Source organism: Stenotrophomonas sp. OVS01A, from assembly GCF_019969775.1.
Taxonomy (GTDB): Bacteria; Pseudomonadota; Gammaproteobacteria; order Xanthomonadales; family Xanthomonadaceae; genus Stenotrophomonas; species Stenotrophomonas indicatrix.
The window spans coordinates 1,581,359-1,597,399 of record NZ_JAHXYV010000001.1 but is presented as its reverse complement, the minus strand read 5'-3'; the positions used below and the strand labels follow the sequence as shown (position 1 = coordinate 1,597,399).

General features: G+C 66.9%; 20 protein-coding genes. 11 read left to right on the top strand and 9 right to left on the bottom strand.

Annotated elements, in window-relative coordinates:
• Window positions 1-957, bottom strand: a complete 957-nt coding sequence (locus LC407_RS07515) for an acyl-CoA desaturase (RefSeq protein WP_223482531.1) — start codon at window positions 955-957, stop codon at window positions 1-3.
• 84 nt (window positions 958-1,041) lie between these two features.
• Complete coding sequence (locus LC407_RS07510; RefSeq protein WP_099842549.1) at window positions 1,042-1,809, bottom strand: hypothetical protein; 768 nt, start codon at window positions 1,807-1,809, stop codon at window positions 1,042-1,044.
• Window positions 1,810-1,953: 144 nt separating this feature from the next.
• On the opposite strand from LC407_RS07510, the gene LC407_RS07505 reads away from it, so the two are divergent.
• The 4 genes from LC407_RS07505 (at window position 1,954) to LC407_RS07490 (ending at window position 4,334) form a co-directional block, all read left to right on the top strand.
• Window positions 1,954-2,577, top strand: coding sequence for a sigma-70 family RNA polymerase sigma factor (locus tag LC407_RS07505; RefSeq protein ID WP_025874474.1), 624 nt, complete (start codon window positions 1,954-1,956; stop codon window positions 2,575-2,577).
• A complete protein-coding gene (locus LC407_RS07500) occupies window positions 2,574-3,248 on the top strand; it encodes a ChrR family anti-sigma-E factor (RefSeq protein WP_223482530.1) in 675 nt (224 codons plus the stop codon). The genes LC407_RS07505 and LC407_RS07500 overlap by 4 nt, the downstream gene beginning before the upstream one ends.
• 19 nt (window positions 3,249-3,267) lie before the next feature.
• A complete protein-coding gene (locus tag LC407_RS07495) occupies window positions 3,268-3,951 on the top strand; it encodes an NAD(P)H-binding protein (protein WP_080148703.1) in 684 nt (227 codons plus the stop codon).
• A 71-nt stretch (window positions 3,952-4,022) separates the two neighbouring features.
• Entirely contained in the window at window positions 4,023-4,334 is a 312-nt protein-coding gene (locus LC407_RS07490; RefSeq protein ID WP_093818395.1) for a hypothetical protein, read from the top strand.
• Here LC407_RS07490 and LC407_RS07485 read toward each other — a convergent pair.
• Window positions 4,331-4,816 (bottom strand): TspO/MBR family protein, encoded by a 486-nt coding sequence (locus LC407_RS07485; protein WP_223482529.1) that lies wholly within the window; start codon window positions 4,814-4,816, stop codon window positions 4,331-4,333. The two genes, LC407_RS07490 and LC407_RS07485, sit on opposite strands and share 4 nt — an antisense overlap.
• Window positions 4,817-4,896: 80 nt before the next feature.
• Complete coding sequence (locus LC407_RS07480; RefSeq protein ID WP_223482528.1) at window positions 4,897-7,092, bottom strand: hypothetical protein; 2,196 nt, start codon at window positions 7,090-7,092, stop codon at window positions 4,897-4,899.
• Between the two features lie 120 nt (window positions 7,093-7,212).
• On the opposite strand from LC407_RS07480, the gene LC407_RS07475 reads away from it, so the two are divergent.
• Window positions 7,213-9,060 carry an XVIPCD domain-containing protein gene (locus tag LC407_RS07475; protein ID WP_223482527.1) on the top strand — a complete coding sequence of 616 codons (1,848 nt, stop codon included), beginning with the start codon at window positions 7,213-7,215 and terminating at the stop codon, window positions 9,058-9,060.
• Between the two features lie 33 nt (window positions 9,061-9,093).
• Here the strand turns inward: LC407_RS07475 and LC407_RS07470 are convergent, their stop codons facing one another.
• The gene (locus tag LC407_RS07470; protein WP_059064223.1) at window positions 9,094-10,104 is read right to left on the bottom strand and encodes a DUF4034 domain-containing protein; all 1,011 of its coding nucleotides are present in this window, start codon (window positions 10,102-10,104) and stop codon (window positions 9,094-9,096) included.
• Between the two features lie 121 nt (window positions 10,105-10,225).
• On the opposite strand from LC407_RS07470, the gene LC407_RS07465 reads away from it, so the two are divergent.
• The 3 genes from LC407_RS07465 to LC407_RS07455 are packed head-to-tail and all read left to right on the top strand — an operon-like array spanning window position 10,226 to window position 11,357.
• The gene (locus LC407_RS07465) at window positions 10,226-10,687 is read left to right on the top strand and encodes a helix-turn-helix transcriptional regulator (protein ID WP_025874482.1); all 462 of its coding nucleotides are present in this window, start codon (window positions 10,226-10,228) and stop codon (window positions 10,685-10,687) included.
• An 11-nt stretch (window positions 10,688-10,698) separates the two neighbouring features.
• Window positions 10,699-11,130, top strand: coding sequence for a VOC family protein (locus tag LC407_RS07460; RefSeq protein ID WP_032974687.1), 432 nt, complete (start codon window positions 10,699-10,701; stop codon window positions 11,128-11,130).
• Complete coding sequence (locus LC407_RS07455) at window positions 11,127-11,357, top strand: hypothetical protein (protein ID WP_099842541.1); 231 nt, start codon at window positions 11,127-11,129, stop codon at window positions 11,355-11,357. The genes LC407_RS07460 and LC407_RS07455 overlap by 4 nt, the downstream gene beginning before the upstream one ends.
• 81 nt (window positions 11,358-11,438) lie before the next feature.
• Here LC407_RS07455 and LC407_RS07450 read toward each other — a convergent pair whose 3' ends face one another.
• Entirely contained in the window at window positions 11,439-12,179 is a 741-nt protein-coding gene (locus LC407_RS07450) for a DNA/RNA non-specific endonuclease (RefSeq protein WP_223482526.1), read from the bottom strand.
• A gap of 464 nt (window positions 12,180-12,643) precedes the next feature.
• Between LC407_RS07450 and LC407_RS07445 the strand changes: the two genes are divergently transcribed.
• From LC407_RS07445 to LC407_RS07435, 3 genes are all read left to right on the top strand, one after another.
• Window positions 12,644-12,991 carry a hypothetical protein gene (locus LC407_RS07445; protein ID WP_025874492.1) on the top strand — a complete coding sequence of 116 codons (348 nt, stop codon included), beginning with the start codon at window positions 12,644-12,646 and terminating at the stop codon, window positions 12,989-12,991.
• A 124-nt stretch (window positions 12,992-13,115) separates the two neighbouring features.
• Window positions 13,116-13,880 (top strand): DUF72 domain-containing protein, encoded by a 765-nt coding sequence (locus LC407_RS07440; protein ID WP_223482525.1) that lies wholly within the window; start codon window positions 13,116-13,118, stop codon window positions 13,878-13,880.
• Window positions 13,873-14,685, top strand: a complete 813-nt coding sequence (locus LC407_RS07435) for a DNA-formamidopyrimidine glycosylase family protein (RefSeq protein WP_223482524.1) — start codon at window positions 13,873-13,875, stop codon at window positions 14,683-14,685. Before LC407_RS07440 ends, LC407_RS07435 begins: the two co-directional genes overlap by 8 nt.
• On the opposite strand, the gene LC407_RS07430 is transcribed toward LC407_RS07435, so the two are convergent.
• The 3 genes from LC407_RS07430 to LC407_RS07420 all read right to left on the bottom strand — a co-directional run bounded on the left by LC407_RS07430 (window position 14,655) and on the right by LC407_RS07420 (window position 16,015).
• The gene (locus LC407_RS07430; protein ID WP_223482523.1) at window positions 14,655-15,248 is read right to left on the bottom strand and encodes an isochorismatase family cysteine hydrolase; all 594 of its coding nucleotides are present in this window, start codon (window positions 15,246-15,248) and stop codon (window positions 14,655-14,657) included. The two genes, LC407_RS07435 and LC407_RS07430, sit on opposite strands and share 31 nt — an antisense overlap.
• 120 nt (window positions 15,249-15,368) lie before the next feature.
• Entirely contained in the window at window positions 15,369-15,623 is a 255-nt protein-coding gene (locus LC407_RS07425) for a hypothetical protein (protein WP_051501597.1), read from the bottom strand.
• Between the two features lie 104 nt (window positions 15,624-15,727).
• Entirely contained in the window at window positions 15,728-16,015 is a 288-nt protein-coding gene (locus tag LC407_RS07420; protein ID WP_059064233.1) for a hypothetical protein, read from the bottom strand.
• Window positions 16,016-16,041 lie beyond the last annotated feature (26 nt).

The window sequence follows — 16,041 nt, the reverse complement described above, 5'->3', positions numbered from 1 at the left end:
TCAGTGCCTCGCCTTGGCCAGTACCCAGGCCGGGATCGGCTTGAGGCCCTTCACCAGGCCCAGCGCAGCCATTGCGCGCAGGCCATACCAGCTGATGTCGATCTCCCACCAGCGGAAGCCCTGGCGGGCGGTGCCGGGAAAGAAGTGATGGTTGTTGTGCCAGCCTTCGCCGAAGGTCAGCAGCGCCAGCCAGAGGTTGTTGCGGCTGTCATCACGGGTCTCGAAGCGGCGCCGGCCGAATCGGTGCGCCAGCGAATTGATGGTGACCGTGGCGTGGAACAACACCACGGTGGAGATGAAGAAGCCCCAGACCAGCAGCTGCGGGCCGGAGGTATGCAGGCCCGGTGCCACACGCTCGAGCACCGCACCCACACCATACAGCGCAGCGGCCAGCAACACGGGAACCACGGTGTCGAACCGGTCCAGCCAGCGCAGCTCGGGGTAGCGGGCCAGATCGGGAATGCGCTGCAGATCGGTGGCAAAGGCGCTACGGGTGAGGAACCAACCCATATGGCTGCGCCAGAACCCGCCCTGGCGCGGGGAATGCGGGTCCTGCGGTTGATCGGCGTGGCGGTGGTGGTGGCGGTGGTGCGCTGCCCACCAGAGCGGGCCACGCTGCACGCTGGCGGCGCCGATGACCGCGAACACGAACTGCACGGTGCGCGATGCCTCGAACGTCCGGTGCGAGAAGTAGCGGTGATAGAACGCGGTGATGGCGAACATCCTGATCGCGTACAGGAACACTGCGACGGCAACCGCTGTCCAGGACACGCCCACCCAGATCACCCCGAGGCAGGCAACGTGCAGCAGCGCGAAGGGCAGGGCGCGCAGCCAGTCGATGCGGTCACCCTGGCTGCCGTCGATCGCCGTTTCGCTTCCGGCATCGGTGTCGAACCAGCGCTGGAAGGTGCGCAACAGGCGCGAACGTCTGCGGAGTGGAGGCGCTGCGGATGCCATGGACGGAAGCCCGAGGGAGTCGATTGCCTACCTCTACGCGTTGCAGTGCAGGTTGGATGCAGTGGATTGCATCAGACTGCATGTTCACCTGGTCGTAACACCACAGCTCGCTACCAGCGGTCGCTGCAGCTCAGTGCGCCAGCGCTGCTCCGGCTGCTCGGTTGCGGGCGCGGCGAAGCGCACGGTCACCTGCGGATAATCGCCACGTGCATCGCGCAGGTTGCTGGTACCACGGAACTCGAGCAGGCGGCGATCAGCATCGGCGTAGACCAGCGACAGACGTGGGGCCACCGCGCCGAACCAGGTATCAAGGCGGACATTCACCGCATGGGCGGAAAGCCCCTGCCAGCGCACCGGGCCCTGGTACTGCACCTGCACGGGGTAGAAGCGTTGCCGGCCGGGCACCAGAAAAGGCAGGCTGACCGGTGCTCCACCCTGCAGCGTGCGCCAGTGGGCCCGCACGGCGGCATCGAAGCCGGCGTCGATCACGGCATCCGGGGGCAGCGGCAGCTGCCTGGTGCGGGAAGGCGTGGACGTGTCCTCCTTCCAGTCGACCCGGACCACGCCGGGGTCGACCCTCACATCGGCCGCTTGGCCGCTGCGGGCGTCCTGCAGCACATAGCCCCGCACCTGCGGCCGGGTGGCGGCGGGCATCTGCTTGCGGGCGAAAGGTTGGCCCGCAGGGCAAAGGTATTCCACCCAGCGTTCGCTGCCATCGCCGGCGCCGCGCTGCCAATGCACTTCGCGGTAGGCAATGACTCCGTTGGCCAGGGTGGCCACGCCCTCCGAACGCAGCAGCGGCGCGGCCGAAGCGGCGCAGGGCATGCAGAGCAGCAACCAGGCAAGACGCATCGGGGCGATCCATGGGAGGCTTGCGGGCCTGTACGCGCGACGGCGCCGGCTGGATGCACGTTGGCACCCATCCCGGGTGCATCCAACAGGCGCCACCGTGCGTAGAGGGAAGGACTCCTCTTCACCCAACGGCAGCCCCCGCCGATGTACCGTCCTCCCGCCAGTCCCTCCCATCCCTTCGACACCGCGCGGATCGTGTCCAGTTCACAGCAGCCCAGCAACGAGCCAACGAACTGGAACGGCGAGATGGATGGCGTCGCCCGGCTGCGCGATCGTGACTGCTTCATGCGCATCTACGACCATTTCATGCCGCGCCTGTGCATTTATCTGCGTGGCCTTGGCGCACCCGCAGCGGTGGCCGAGGAGCTGGCCCAGGAATGCCTGCTGCGGCTGTGGCTGCGCGCGGCCGAGTTCGATCCTGCCCAAGGTGCGCTGAGCACCTGGTTGTATCGCATCGGCCGCAACCTGCACATCGACCGCGTGCGTCGCGAACGCAGCTGGATGCAGGTGCAGGAAGCCGTGGAAGACGCCGCTGCCGCCGACGTCGGCGAGCGCAGCAGCGCCGAGCAGTTTGCCGACCATGCCCGCCTGCGCCAGCGCATCAATGAGCTGCCGGCCACGCAGGCGCGTCTGGTTCGCATGTCCTACTTCGAGGCCAAGAGCCACAGCGAGATCGCGCAGGCGCTGGGCATGCCGCTGGGCACGGTCAAATCACACCTGCGACGAGCGTTCCTGCAGTTGCAGTCCAAGGTCGGGGGTGCACCATGAATCCGCACCACCACCTGCATGAGTCGACGCTGATGAGCTACGCCGCCGGTGCTCTGCCGGCACCGTTGAGCATCGTCGCCGGCACCCATCTGGAGCAGTGCCCGCACTGCCGCCAGCGGCTGCGCGAAGCGGAGGCCATCGGTGCCGCACTGCTGGAGCAGACCCAGCCCGTGGCGGACGAGGCGCGGCGGGCGGGCCTGCGCGAAGCGATGCTTGCGCAGCTCGTCGAGGTCCAGGCCGACGCGGTGCCAGGCCCGCTGCGGTCGATGCCGCGCGAACGCCCCGAGGCGGATCCGGACCATCTGCCGACGTCGCTGCATCCGTACTTCGGCGATTCGCTGGGCCGGCTGCACTGGCGCTGGATGGCGCCGGGAGTGCATTGCATCCGTGCCGAGCAGATGCCGTCGCTGATCATGCTGAAGATCGCGCCGGGCAAATGCCTGCCGATGCACAGCCATGGTCGCAGCGAACTGACACAGATCCTGCGGGGTTCCTACAATGATGCGCTGGGTCTGTTCGCGCCCGGCGATGTGGCCGACCTGGACGAGGAGGTCGAGCACCAGCCGGTAACGGCGCCGGGCGTACCGTGCATCTGCATTTCCGCGCTGGATGCGCCGCTGGTATTCAGTGGTTGGCTGGCCCGCCGGATCCAGCGCTTCGTGAAACTCTAGGCTTCTTCAAGGTCAACGCATGTACGAAACACGCCCGCTGCGGATTCTGCTGACCGGCGCGACCGGACTGGTCGGGCAGGGCGTTGCCCGTGCCTGCCTCGCTTCGCCGCAGGTGGCGCGCACCGCTGCCCTGGTCCGCGGCAAGGCCCGGCTCGACGCGCGTATCGAGCAGATCGTGCTGGCCGATTTCCAGCATGCCCGTGGTGTGGGCCCGCAGTTGGCCGGATTCGATGCGTGTTTCTATTGTGCCGGAGCACCGCCGGTCGGCACCGCCGAGGACGAGTATCGGAAGGTGACGCTCGATGCCACCCTTGCCGTGGCTGCAGCATGGGCCGAGGCGAATCCGGACGGCCGGTTCCTGTATGTCTCCGGCGCCCATGCCAATCCCCACAGCCGGATCATGCCCCTGCGCATCAAGGGCGAGACCGAGGCCGCGTTGGCGCAGCTCGCGGTGCGCACCGTCATGCTGCGTCCCGCCGGGGTGCGCCCGGTTGCGGGGACCGGCACCCGTCATGCGGCGTTGAAGCCGCTGTATCGCTTTGGCGGTCCCCTGATGGCGGCGGCGGGCCGCGTCCTGCCCTCACTGGTGACCAGCAACGAAGCCATCGGCCGCGCGATGATCGTGCTGGCGACGATGCCGGAGCCGCCGGCGGTGCTGGAATGTGCGCAGATCAACCGGCTGGGTGGCGCTGCTGCAACCTGATGGGTGCGGTGCACATCTGCTGCACATCGCGCCTACTACAGTCGTCGCTCATCCTTCTGTGACGCATCGACGTGAACCTGCAGCCATCGTCTTCCCTGCTTCGCCCATCGCGCCCATCGCCTGAAAACGGCCGTTTCGACCTGCTGGATGTCAACGCACTGCAGGATCCCGGTAGCGGCCGCATCGTCCATCTGTATTCGCTGGTGGCGCGCTGCCTGTGCTGCGAGGTCGTATTCAAGGCGCAGGAGGGCGATGGGCTTGTCAGCACGTCTGCCGCGCGTGTACTGCGCTGCCCGACCGGCTGCGGTGAGCAGGCCTTCAGGGGCAGCGCGCTGCGCCAGTGGCGGCCCGCAGCGCAAGGCCCTCAGGCATTGCCCGGCTAAAGCACGACCGGATTGGCCTGCCACACCGCGTAGTTGAGCGCGCTGGCGAACGTCACCCATGCCAGGTAAGGCAGCAGCAGCCATGCCGCCGCCGGACGCACGCGATGGAAGGCCACGATCGTGGCCACGATCAGCGCCAGCAACAGTGCGATGTCAGCGAACGCCAACGCCCCCTGTTTCCAGCCGAAGAACAGCCAGCTCCACAGCACGTTGAGGGCCAGCTGCAGCAGATAGAGTGCCAGCGCAGGCGCGGCCGCGCGCCATCCGCCCTGGCGCCACACCAGCCACGCCGCCAGCGCCATCAATGCGTACAGCACCGTCCACACCGGACCGAACACGCTGGCCGGCGGTGCCCATGCCGGCAACGTCAGGCTTGCGTAGAAATCCGCTGCCGAGATCGAGGCACGCGCGCCCAGTGCGGCCGCCAGAAAAGTGATGATGGCCCAGCCCAGAAGGCCAACTGCTTGCCTGCGGACATTCACGGTGTCTTTCCTCCTGCACTATCGCGAACTGCGGTAGTGCGTTGTACGTAAAGGCGTCGCGACTGGATGCAGCCTTCAGGTCAGTCCGCAGTGCCACCGTCGCTGGCCGCTGCAGCACCGGGCAGCAGCGCAGGCCGACCGTCGAACCATTCCCGCGCACCGGCCAGATGCCATTGCCGGCGCTGCCCATCCAGCTCGATGCCGGCACCCAGCAGGCCCCAGCGAAGGTAGAGGTCGCCACGCTTGCGCTGGTCCAGCAGATCCAGCCGCGCACGCAGCGAAAGGCGCTCGTTCTCCGCCTGCAGTCCATCCAGTACCAGATGCCCGGCGCGCCAGCGCAGGCGGGTATGTGCATCCACCTGGCCGGAGTCGAGCAGCGACAATGCCCAGCGCGGGTAATCGCTGCGCTCGGCAAACAGCGCCAGCAGCGGGCCCGCGTCGCGCATGGCAAGATCCGCGCGTGCGTCCACCTGGAACGGTGACTGCGCATCGATGTCACCGCGGGCGATGGTGACCCGGCCCCACCACGGCTGTGAACGCTGCTGCTCACCCACCTGCACGTTGCGCAGCTCGATCACGCTGCCGCTCAGATCGAAGCGGCGCTGGCTGAAATCGCCACGCCGCAGCCTGCCATCAACGCGGGCGTCGCCTTGCAGGCCAAGCCCGGCCACCTGCAGGCGTGCGCGTTGGCTGCGCAGGCGGACACTGCCATTGCCAACCCGGCCCTGGGTATCCAGTTCAACGTCGCCGCTCACCTGGCCAGCGCCTCCCAGCAGCCGCACCTGGCCGTTGCCCAGGTAGCGGTTGTAGGCGGTGAGGTCTGGAATGCTTGCGTCATCGAAGCGCAGCTGCGCGCGCACGCCCTTGCGCAGCTCGCGCAGGCGACCGTCACCGGTGAGTGTCAGTGCCAGATCGCGCCCATCGAACAGCGTGGCACCCTTGGCGCCGCCTGCACGCGCATTGAACGTGGGAAGCTTCACTGCCAGTACGGCGTGCGTCGGCGTCCCGGCCTGCAGTTGGCCATGGGCGCTGGCCGTTCCCTGCATATGCACGCCGGCCACTTCGGCCACCGCCCGCGCTGCAGGTATATCGACGCTGCTGCCAGCGGCCAGCTCGCCGTTCTGCAGGCGCAGGTCGGCGCGCAGCACGCCACCGCCCTGCAGCTGGAACCAGGGTTTCTGCACGAACAGTGCGGGAATCCAGTTGAGCGAGGTGAAGGTCCATTCGCCCTTGACCGTTCCGGAGGTGCGGCCCAGCATCTCGCTGGGTTCGGCGAATGGAATGTGCCGCCCGGTGATGGTCAGATCCGCGTCCAGCGCAGCGCCTGTGCCCTCGCGCTGCGGCAACCGCGCCTGCAGGCGGATATCGCGGGCGGCATCCAGCTGCACTGCCAGCGTTCCGCGGTCGGGGGCGCCAGCTCCCATCTGCAGGGGAACCCGCCAGACCGCATGGCTGCCGGGCTGAAGCGCGCCCTGGTCCAGGGTGATCGCGGCCTGCAGCTGCCCCGGCACGGCGGCGCTGGCAATGGAAGGACGTTGCGTGTCCGTATCCAGGCGCAGGCCCTGGCTGCGCGCCTGCACCTCCAGCACGGCATGCAGCAGCCCCAGCTTTGCCAGCCCGGGTGCCTGGTCGCGGTAATGCCGTGGGTAGGAGAACTGCGTCTTCAACTGCATGTCGCCGAGCAGCTGGGTGCCGTCAAGGCTGACGTCGGCATCAGCGAACGCCACCTCCGAGTCCAGCAGTTCCGAGGGACCACCACGCAGCTGCTTCACGAAACCGACCGTGCCGCTGCCCTGGCCAACGATCAACAGCTTGCCCACGCGGACGCTGCGGATGGTTTCGCTATGAATGGCATCGAACCGCAACGTCCAGCCGCGATCGCCGCGCGGTGGTGAGGGAATGGCCTCCTCCACGCGCGCGATCTCGGCGGCCACCCCGGTCGCGTGCAGCGACGGCACGCGCACCTCGCGCTGGAACAGCGGCAGCAATGCCAAGCGTGCACTGGCGCGGTCCGCGCGCAGCACATACACCGTGTGATTGACGTGGCCGCGCATCTGCACATTCCAGGCGATGACATGCCCCGGCAGCAGCGTGATCGCCGGGCCAGTGGTCATCACGAACTTGTGCGGCTTGCGATTGGTGACCTGATCGAACAGCGGCGTATTGAGGAAAACATTGCCTGCCAACAGGTACAGCAGATACAGGCCCAGCAGGTACGGCAGCAGCTTGCGGCCGTGACGGCGCCATCGCTGCGGGCGGGCGAGGGAGTGGGGCATGGACCCTCGGCGTGGAATGGGATGGCCATCACTATCGTGGATGCGGCTGCGGCGCGATGTGAACGTGCTGCGCACACCGCGTCCTATAATCAGCGCGTCACTGTTCAAGGAGGTCACGGCATGAATGCCCGGACCAGCAAGGAAGGCGCAACCCAGGATGCGCCGCGCGATGCCGCCTCGGCGTCGTTCGATCCGACCTACACCTCGGCCAACAGCGAGGTGCGGGCCGCCGCCGGTGGTTACTCGGTCACGTTGAACGAGGGCGACGGCGCGTTGAAAGTGGGTACCGAGCACAAGCGCGCAGCGTCCAGTCTCGCATCGCAGTTCCAGGGGGCGTCGCTGAACATGGCCGGCAGCCCGACGCCCGATGGCGGCAGGGATTACCTGCTCACGATGGAGTCGGTGGTCGGGGCAAGCGCGAAAGGTGCCGGCTTCCAGGACACCAGCAGCACCGGCGTACGCGGGCGCTACAGGGTCAGCCTGCCCAGCGAGGCGGTGGACGTCGATCCCACCCGCATCAACCCGTTCGATCCGCAGACCATTCCCAAGGGGGGCAGCGTCACCCTGGATGGCCAGCAGTTCACCGGCACCGCACTGGAAGGCAGCTTCCGCAACATCGCCATGCAGAGCCAGACGACCGAGGCGAGCGGTGCAAGCTACCGCGTGGATCGCCTGGATGATGGCCGGGTGCGCGTCACCACCGGGCCGAACGAGGCGGTGGAAGCCTTCAACGGCATGGGATTCAGTGTCGGCAGGTTCAGCGCGATTGCCGGTCGGCAGGATGCGCTCGGTCACGCTGCCGTCCGCACTGCCACGTTCGACCTGGATCAAGCCGAAGGCCGCCAGGCCTATGAACAGTTCATCGACAACGGCACCCTGAGCGGCCAGACCCCGGGCGTGCAGGATCTGGCGACGGTCGAGCGGCTGGGCATGAGTTCGCAGACGCGGCTGAAGGTCGGCTATGGCGACACGTTCGGCCTGGACCTGGCGGGTGCACGCAACAGCGGCGACGTGGTGCAGGTCAGTCGCGAGGACGGCAGCCGCACCGAACTGCGCAGCGTGCAGTACAACGGCAACCTGCCGGCCACCCGGGTCAGCGCCTACGGCGCCGACGGCCAGGAAGACAGAGCGCAGCGCCGCTATGAATTCACCTTCGACCTGCGCGGGCATGCGCAGGGTGAGCAGATTGCCGGAATGGCCAACGCGGCACTGTCCGGCGACCCCAGCGGTGATCGCGGACCGGTGAAGGCCGGTGAGCTCACTACCCTGAGCTTCAGCGAGGCCCAGATGCGCACGCTGATGGAGCGTACCCAGTCGATGGTCGGGGACAACCCGATGCTGGGGCCATCGTGGCAGGTGCTTGCAGAGGACGGCAACGGCAGGCCGCAGCAGGATGTGGACGCCTTTGCACTGGGGCTGGCGCGCAACCAGGGGCAATCCACCTATGGCATGGCCGAACGCCTGTTCCATATCGCCGCGGCTGGCGGCAAGGATCTGCAGAAGATCGACGCTGCCGTGCAGGGCGAGCACCTGCAGTCGCTCGCGCCGCCCTCACCGCTGCTGCCCCGGCAGGACCCACGGCACACCGTCAGCCCGGACCACGGCATGTGGCTGCAGAGCCAAGGCGCTGTGAGCAGCCTCGACCAGGCGATGGGGCGCCAGCCTGATGAGATGAGCGAACGGCTGGGCATGGCCCTGCTGGTCGCGGCCAAGGCCAAGGGCATGCAGCGGATCGACGAGGCCGTGCTCAGTGACGACGGCAGGTACGCGTTCGCGGTGCAGGGCCAGCCGCACGCCGCCGATCGTCAGATCGCCCGCACCGATACTGCGCAGGCAGTGGCTACGCCGGTCGAGGACCAAGTGCGTCAGCTGCAGGACGCACCCGAGTGCACCGGCGCTGCACAGCATGATGCCCGGCAACAGGAGCAGGCCGTACAGGAGCAGGCCGCGCGGGCCATGGCGCGCTGACGCGCGCACGGGCGTGTTGCCTGCCGGGCGCTATCATCGCGCGAAGGAGCCCTCCGGCAGGCACTGGCGCTCGGCCGAATCGACCACCATGCCCAGATAAGGTTCGCCGATGCCCTGTCCGGCCAGCAACCGGCGCTGCCAAGCCTTCGCAGCGGGTATGTCACTGCTGAGGCAGGCATGGCGGGCTGCGGCCTCCAGGTTCCATGCAGTCGGGTACTCGGCGAGGATGTCTTCCCATCCCTGCCGCATCAGCGGCCAGTCGACCGCCGAGTTCTGGAACAGCTGCTGTCCCGGAACGCCTTCGCTGACCGATGCGTACAGGCGGGCATACAGGCTGGCGCGGCGGCGCTTGGCGGTTCGTGCCAGGGCATGCCGCGCGAAGGCTTCCATCTGCTGCGCATCGCCCTGCCAATGCGGGGTGAAGCGCTGCATCGCGATCAGATACAGCGGGTCATGGTCGGGAAAGAGCCTGCTGCCTTCGTCGACCAGCGCCATGAAGGCTGCTTCATCCACCCCCTGCCGCAACGCGATCAGGATGGACATTTCATACCAGTAGGGGTCGCGCTTGGCGATCGCCTTGTGCTCCTGCATATAGGCGGCCGCTACCGCGTTGTACTCGCTGAACTGCTGCCAGCCCTTCGCCGCCACCTCGTGGGCATAGCCATCGCCTCGGAAGCTCCAGGCCAGATTGAGTGGCACGCGCGCGGCGACCAAATGGGCCGACAGGGAGCCCGGTGACTGCCGGATCCAGCGTGCGGCCCAGGCGGTCCAGTCATTCCACTGCTGCACATCCTGAGGCGCGGTGCCGATGCGCCGCGATATGCAGATGTAGAAACGGCTGAGGTTGGAATAGCCGCTGGCATTGCGCTGGCCCTTGCGGAAGCGGTCGGCCATGGCATCGAGCGCCTTAAAGTCGTCGGCGTCCATCAGCGGCGTTACTTGATCGCACAGGGCCAGTGAATCGGGATCTTCCGCGGCCCAGGCGGACGAAATGGAAAGGCATGCCAGGCTCAACAGCGTGCCGGCGAAGTGCATCCTGCGCATCGGGGTCATCCTTGAAGTTTGGGGGCCGGGAGCGGCTTCAGGCCCGCTGCGGCATTGCGCAGTATCCCATTGCCCGCTACCTATCGGAAGCGAGGCCGTCTTCTGCGCTACGCTGGGCGCCATGACCCAGAGCCCGGAACTGCTGCGCCGCCTGCTGCGTGCAAAAGACCACATGGACCGAGCCAGCCATGAAGACTGGCCGGTGGCGCGGCTGGCCGGGATCAGCGCGGTTTCCGCGGCCCATTTCGCGCGCTCCTTCAAGGACGCCTTCGGGGTGCCGCCGCACCGCTATCTGCTCAGCCGCCGCATCGAGCGCGCTGTCGCCCTGCTGCGCGATACCGACCTGCCGATCACCGAGATCGCACTGCAGACCGGGTGGACCAGCCTGGGCACCTTTGGCCGCATCTTTCGTGACATCACCGGCGACAGCCCCGGCGCCCTCCGCGACCGCGAGCGGACCGATGCCCCGGCGCAGGGCCCGGTGCCGGAGTGCCATGCGCGTGCCGCGCGGCGCCCGGACCTGAAGATCGCAGTTTTGGAGAAGCGCCGCCGCACCGGCCTTGTTAGCGTAGATCCCACCTGAGGGAGGATCCTATGACTGGCATGGTGAATGTGGTCGGCCTGTATGTGCACGACCAGGATGCGGCACTCGATTTCTACGTCAACGCACTCGGCTTCCAGGTGCATACCGATGTCGGCAACGGCGACTATCGCTGGCTCACGGTGCATTCGGGCGGCGAGGGCGGTTTCCAGCTTGGCCTGTTCAAACCGGGGCCGCCGGTACACGATGCGGCCACTGCGCTGACCCTGCAGCAGATGGTGGCCAAGGGTGCGATGCCGCCGCTGGTTCTGGCGGTGGACGATTGCCGCGCCAGCTACGAACGGCTGCTGGCACGTGGGGTGGAATTCACCCAGGAGCCGGTGGAGCGCTATGGTGCAGTGGATGCCGGATTCCGTGATCCGTCCGGCAATGGCTGGAAGATGATCGAGCGCCCTGCGAAGACTGCCGCGAGGACGCCGCAGTGAGGGCCGGCAGCTGGGCGCGTCCCGTGCACCGCTGGACGTCTATCGTCTTCACCCTGACAGTGATCGCCAACTTCGTGGCGCGCTGGATGGGGCAGGGCGAACCACCGGACTGGCTGACCTACTCGCCGCTGCCGCCGTTGTTCCTGCAGCTGTTCACCGGGTTGTATCTGTTTGCGTTGCATTACCGCCGTAGGCCGGATGCCGCGCGCGCCGGCGTCGCACCCTGACGCGGGGCGCAGAGGCAGATCAGGCAGGGTCCTCACGCAGCGCAGGCCCGGCGGAGAAGGCTCTGCCGGGCCATCCGGCGCTCAGCTCAGATCGCATCCGCTCGGCAGCGGCCAGCTGGCGCTGGGCAGCATGTTCTTCAGCGACGCCGGCGCGTTGATCGCCACGTAGCTGGCACCCAGCAGCTCTTCCAGATCCGCGATGGTGACCAGATAACTGTCCAGGCTGCCCAGACCCGTTTCATTGGGAATGATCCAGCTGATGGCCTTGGCGGTGCCGGTGTTTGGATCCTTGGTGATGATCGTCTTCCAGAAGAATTCCGGGGTCGGAATGCCATGGCTGGCCAGGAAATGGTCATTGGACGCATCGCCATAGACAACGCCGCCATAGACGTCGACCGGGGCGATGTCCCGGTAGCATTCGGCCACGTTCTCGGCCTTCACCCAGATGCCCTGGTTGAAGCTGGACACCTGCGGCACGATGTTGGTCATGTAGTTGGCGCGGCGGATGTAAGTGGCGTCGTAGTCCATGTGATTGGACGTCACCAGATGTCCCCGGTCATAGCCGGACCGCACGCTGGCATAGGAGGCGGTGCTGGTCTGGCCGAGGCAGCCTGCCGGCAGGTCCGGGTCCTTGTAGAAGCTGGACGGGCGGGCCGCCGAGCCGGTGTCAGCCACCAACGTGTATTCGTACCGGGTCGCGCTGTGGATGCTGCAGTCATAGGTCAATACGAACCCGCCCTTGTTGAGGGTCACGACCTGGGCATGTGCGGCCCCGGCAAAAGCACTGAAAACAAGGGCAAGGAAGAACGTGGCAAGGCGCATTGCGGATCTCCATGGATATGGGCAAGGCGCAGCCGTCCACCACGGCAGGCCAGGCCATTCCGTGTGAAGGACGATGCGGTGACAGGTATTGGGGATGCGACCCGGCCGTAGCCGGTATTGCCTGGGATCTCGACCGCGCACTGGCGTCAGGAAAGCTGTCGCGGTGTCGTTAGCGTCATTTTTTGGCGTCAACAGGTCAACGACCAAAGTGCGAAGGTGTGACTGCGCGCAAGCACTGGGCTCCTGTCAGATCAGGGTGCCCATGCATGAAAAGAAGACCTGTTAGTGGCGTGGCCGCTCTCCACAGACCGCTTTGTCGCTGGGCAGAGCAGGGCGAAGGAGCTCGCCTCCAGCAGCACGTCGCGAAGGCGGTCGAGGCCTGCACGCAACGGCCATCCATTCTTGACGGCGCCTTGGCGCCGGACGTGGATACTTCCGCCGTCATTGGCCGAGGAGGACTGGAAATGGGTAGCACCGAGACCAACCGGGCGCCGCGCATTCTGCGCGTGGAAGTGATGCCGCTGGACTGCGGGGAAACCGCAGTGGTGGTGGAACTGGCGTCGCCCCCCGGCAGGGCCTGGGAGAAGGCACTGAAGCGCGTGATTTCTGAAACCGAGGGGCTTGAATCGGCGCAGTCGCGCTGTGACGGCCGCTTCGTCTACATCATCGGTATCGAGCCCGGTGGCCGTGGCACGCTCCATCGGGTGAACCAGGTCCTGGCCGCCACCCACGAACGCATTGCACCGCGCAACGGGCATTCCATGCCGATGCCACAGCAACCGGCAGGCGCCATGGTCAACGCCAGCCTCTGAGCAGCGATGGCCGATACACGGCAACCGGCCGGCTGCAGGCCCGCCACGCCCGGCGGCACAGGCTTCACGCCGCAGCCAACGTGTGTTCACCATGTTGCTACGGGCCTGTCGCCACCGTAGCGCCATGGCACGTGAACTCCGTCATCCGCGACCGGGCCACCCGGTCGCCGTGGGCTGCGCAGGGTGGTCGCTGCCCACGGACATCGCCCACGCGTTTGCTGCGGGAGACAGTGCGCTGCAGCGCTATGCATCGCGCTTTCCGATCGTGGAGATCAATTCGTCGTTCTACAGGCCACATCAGCCCGCCACGTATGCGCGCTGGGCGGCCAGCGTGCCGCACGGTTTCCGTTTCTCGGTGAAGATGCCGCAGTCCATTTCCCATGACGCGCGCCTGCGCGGTGCTGCGCCGTTGCTCGACACGTTCCTGCACGCGGCGGCGCATCTGGGTGATCGGCTGGGCGCCCTGTTGCTGCAGCTGCCGCCGAGCCTGGCCTACGATGGCCGCACGGCCTCGGCCTTCTTCCGGGCGCTGCGCCGGCGCAGCGCCGTGCGGGTCGCCTGCGAACCACGCCACCCGAGTTGGTTCGACGACAAGGCCGACGCGCTGCTGGATGACCACGGCATTGCCCGGGTCGCGGCCGATCCCGCCCGGGTTGCAGGGGCTGATCAGCCGGGCGGAGCCAGGCACTGGAGCTACTGGCGGTGGCACGGGCAGCCGCGCATTTACTACAGCGCCTACCAGCAACCGCAGCTCTGCAGTCTGGTGGCCGCCGCAGTAGAGGCCGCCCAGGCGGGGGAGGCGTGGATCATCCTTGACAACACGGCGCACGGCCACGCCGTGCCCAATGCACTGCAACTGCAGTCGATGCTGGAGCACGCCAATGCCTGAAGGTCCTTCCATCGTGCTGCTGCGCGAGGCCGCCGCCAGGTTCAAGGGAAAGACCGTCCGTGGCGTCAGTGGCAACAGCACGCTCGACCTGGCCTGCCTGGAGGGACGCCGGGTACGGGCCGTGCGCAGCTGGGGCAAGCATTTCCTGCTGGAGTTCAGCCACGTCAGTCTGCGCATCCACCTGATGATGTTCGGCAGCTGGCGCATCGACGAACGCAAGGAGACGCCAGCGCGGGTATCGCTGCGCTTTGACAACGGCGAACTGAACTTCTACACCTGCTCGGTGAAGCTGATCGATCAGCCGTTGGACGAGGTCTACGACTGGCGCACCGACGTGATGAGCGACCTGTGGGACCCCCGGCTTGCCCGCCGTCGCCTGAAGTCGATGCCCGATGTCCTGGTCTGCGATGCCCTGCTGGACCAGACGCTGTTCTCCGGCGTGGGCAACATCATCAAGAACGAGGTGCTGTTCCGCATCCGGGTCCACCCGGCCAACCCTGTTGGTGATCTTCCGCCGCGCAAGCTTGCCGAACTGGTCAAGCAGGCCCGCGAATACAGTTTCGACTTCCTGCGCTGGAAGCGCGGCTTCGAGCTGAAGAAGCACTGGGAGGTGCACACCCGGCGGACGTGTCCCTGTTGTGGTGGTCCGGTCAGCAAGGTCTACATGGGCACCACGCATCGGCGCACCTTCTTCTGCCCGGTATGCCAGGTCGATTATCGCGCTCGGACGCCGCGGCCGCCGGCGAAGAAGCGCACGCTGGCGAGAGGCCCGGTTCAGCGCGGTGGTGCCAGGCCCGTGCGTTGATATGAGGACGTGGATGACAGCGAAGCGATGATCTGACGGTTGCTGAGTACTTCGACGGCGCCCGATCGCTGCAGTGTCTGCAGGGCCGGCTGGCGGCGGTCGGGCAGGGCGGCGACCGCTTCCCGGGCGACCACCGTCGCGTACTCGCGCGAGTTGGCATCGATGGCAGTGGCCAGCACGCACGCGTCCAGTGCCATGCCGGCCAGCACCAACCGCCGGGTGCCGAGCTTGGCCAGCAGCACCGGCAGTGGCGTGGCGAGGAAGGCGGAGTGCTTCGGCTTGAGGATGAAGTAGTGTTCCTCGCTGGGGGCAAGGTACTCGACGATCCGCGCCGAGGCTCCGCCCTTCTGCCGGCAGGCCTCGACCAGCTGCGGGAAGTCGCGCTGCCAGTTGCCGAAATTGTCATTGGCGTAGATCACCGGCGAGCGGTGCGCGTCGAATGCAGCACGCAGGCGGGCGGTGCGCTGGGCTGCATGTACGGCGTACGGAGCCAGTTGCCGCCCCTGTGGAAAGTCGAACAGGCTGAAAAGATCGATGATAAGCAGGGCGGTGGGCTGTTCCATGGCGGGCTCCGAGGTGTCAGGCCTCCACTGCCTGTTCGTCTTCGGCACCACGCACCAGCGCGCCGGAGCCGCCTGACGGGCGCGGGCTGCCCGGCCCCCTCGGCGGGAGCGCAGGCCCGATCACTGGCCAGCTCCGTCGTCCCCCTCACCCTTGTCGTGCCGAGCGGGCGCCACGCGCTTGCCAAGCCGTTGCGCCTGCTCATCCGGCGTGGCGGCGGCGACGAAGGGAGAGATCGGATCACTGGCCGGGAACGTCTCCGTCAACGCCTGATCATGATTGGCACTGTTGTGGGCCTTGGCCTGTCCAGCGCTGCCAGCAGGCACCGCGGCCGTGTGGTCATCCGGATGGGGCAGGTCTTTCTGATCGCGCTGCATGACATTTCCTCATTGATTGGACCGCATGGTGCGGGTTGCACGACAACGGTAAACGTGAACGCGTGAGTACCCGCATCAAGCCGGTGTAGACGCAACGTCAACAATCAAGGCGTCCTTCCAGATGAGCTCGAAGCCGTTGCACGGTTGCGGCGCCACGCCAGCAGCTGTCCGATCAGCGCGGTTGCCAGCAACAGCAGGTTGGTGACCACGAACACTGTGGCACCCAGCAGCGCGCTGTAGATCGTGAACAGCGTAGACGCGGTCATCTGCCCGATGAAAAGCCACTTCGATACGGTTTCCGGGTGCGGCGAGTGCCATTGCTTGACCATCTGCCGGACCAGTGTGGCCATCAGTACGGCTGTGGCGGTCCAACCAAGAAGATCAGGGTGCATACGTGATCCTCGTGCAGAAGCGCGCC

Bases quoted from the DNA above. Each gene is read 5' to 3' on its own strand.
- LC407_RS07480 (WP_223482528.1), bottom strand. From the start codon at position 7,092: ATGCCCCACTCCCTCGCCCGCCCGCAGCGATGGCGCCGTCACGGCCGC.
- LC407_RS07465 (WP_025874482.1), top strand. From the start codon at position 10,226: ATGACCCAGAGCCCGGAACTGCTGCGCCGCCTGCTGCGTGCAAAAGAC.
- LC407_RS07500 (WP_223482530.1), top strand. From the start codon at position 2,574: ATGAATCCGCACCACCACCTGCATGAGTCGACGCTGATGAGCTACGCC.
- LC407_RS07435 (WP_223482524.1), top strand. From the start codon at position 13,873: ATGCCTGAAGGTCCTTCCATCGTGCTGCTGCGCGAGGCCGCCGCCAGG.
- LC407_RS07495 (WP_080148703.1), top strand. From the start codon at position 3,268: ATGTACGAAACACGCCCGCTGCGGATTCTGCTGACCGGCGCGACCGGA.
- LC407_RS07440 (WP_223482525.1), top strand. From the start codon at position 13,116: ATGGCACGTGAACTCCGTCATCCGCGACCGGGCCACCCGGTCGCCGTG.
- LC407_RS07515 (WP_223482531.1), bottom strand. From the start codon at position 957: ATGGCATCCGCAGCGCCTCCACTCCGCAGACGTTCGCGCCTGTTGCGC.
- LC407_RS07460 (WP_032974687.1), top strand. From the start codon at position 10,699: ATGACTGGCATGGTGAATGTGGTCGGCCTGTATGTGCACGACCAGGAT.
- LC407_RS07425 (WP_051501597.1), bottom strand. From the start codon at position 15,623: ATGCAGCGCGATCAGAAAGACCTGCCCCATCCGGATGACCACACGGCC.
- LC407_RS07470 (WP_059064223.1), bottom strand. From the start codon at position 10,104: ATGCGCAGGATGCACTTCGCCGGCACGCTGTTGAGCCTGGCATGCCTT.
- LC407_RS07450 (WP_223482526.1), bottom strand. From the start codon at position 12,179: ATGCGCCTTGCCACGTTCTTCCTTGCCCTTGTTTTCAGTGCTTTTGCC.
- LC407_RS07420 (WP_059064233.1), bottom strand. From the start codon at position 16,015: ATGCACCCTGATCTTCTTGGTTGGACCGCCACAGCCGTACTGATGGCC.
- LC407_RS07430 (WP_223482523.1), bottom strand. From the start codon at position 15,248: ATGGAACAGCCCACCGCCCTGCTTATCATCGATCTTTTCAGCCTGTTC.
- LC407_RS07445 (WP_025874492.1), top strand. From the start codon at position 12,644: ATGGGTAGCACCGAGACCAACCGGGCGCCGCGCATTCTGCGCGTGGAA.
- LC407_RS07510 (WP_099842549.1), bottom strand. From the start codon at position 1,809: ATGCGTCTTGCCTGGTTGCTGCTCTGCATGCCCTGCGCCGCTTCGGCC.
- LC407_RS07505 (WP_025874474.1), top strand. From the start codon at position 1,954: ATGTACCGTCCTCCCGCCAGTCCCTCCCATCCCTTCGACACCGCGCGG.
- LC407_RS07475 (WP_223482527.1), top strand. From the start codon at position 7,213: ATGAATGCCCGGACCAGCAAGGAAGGCGCAACCCAGGATGCGCCGCGC.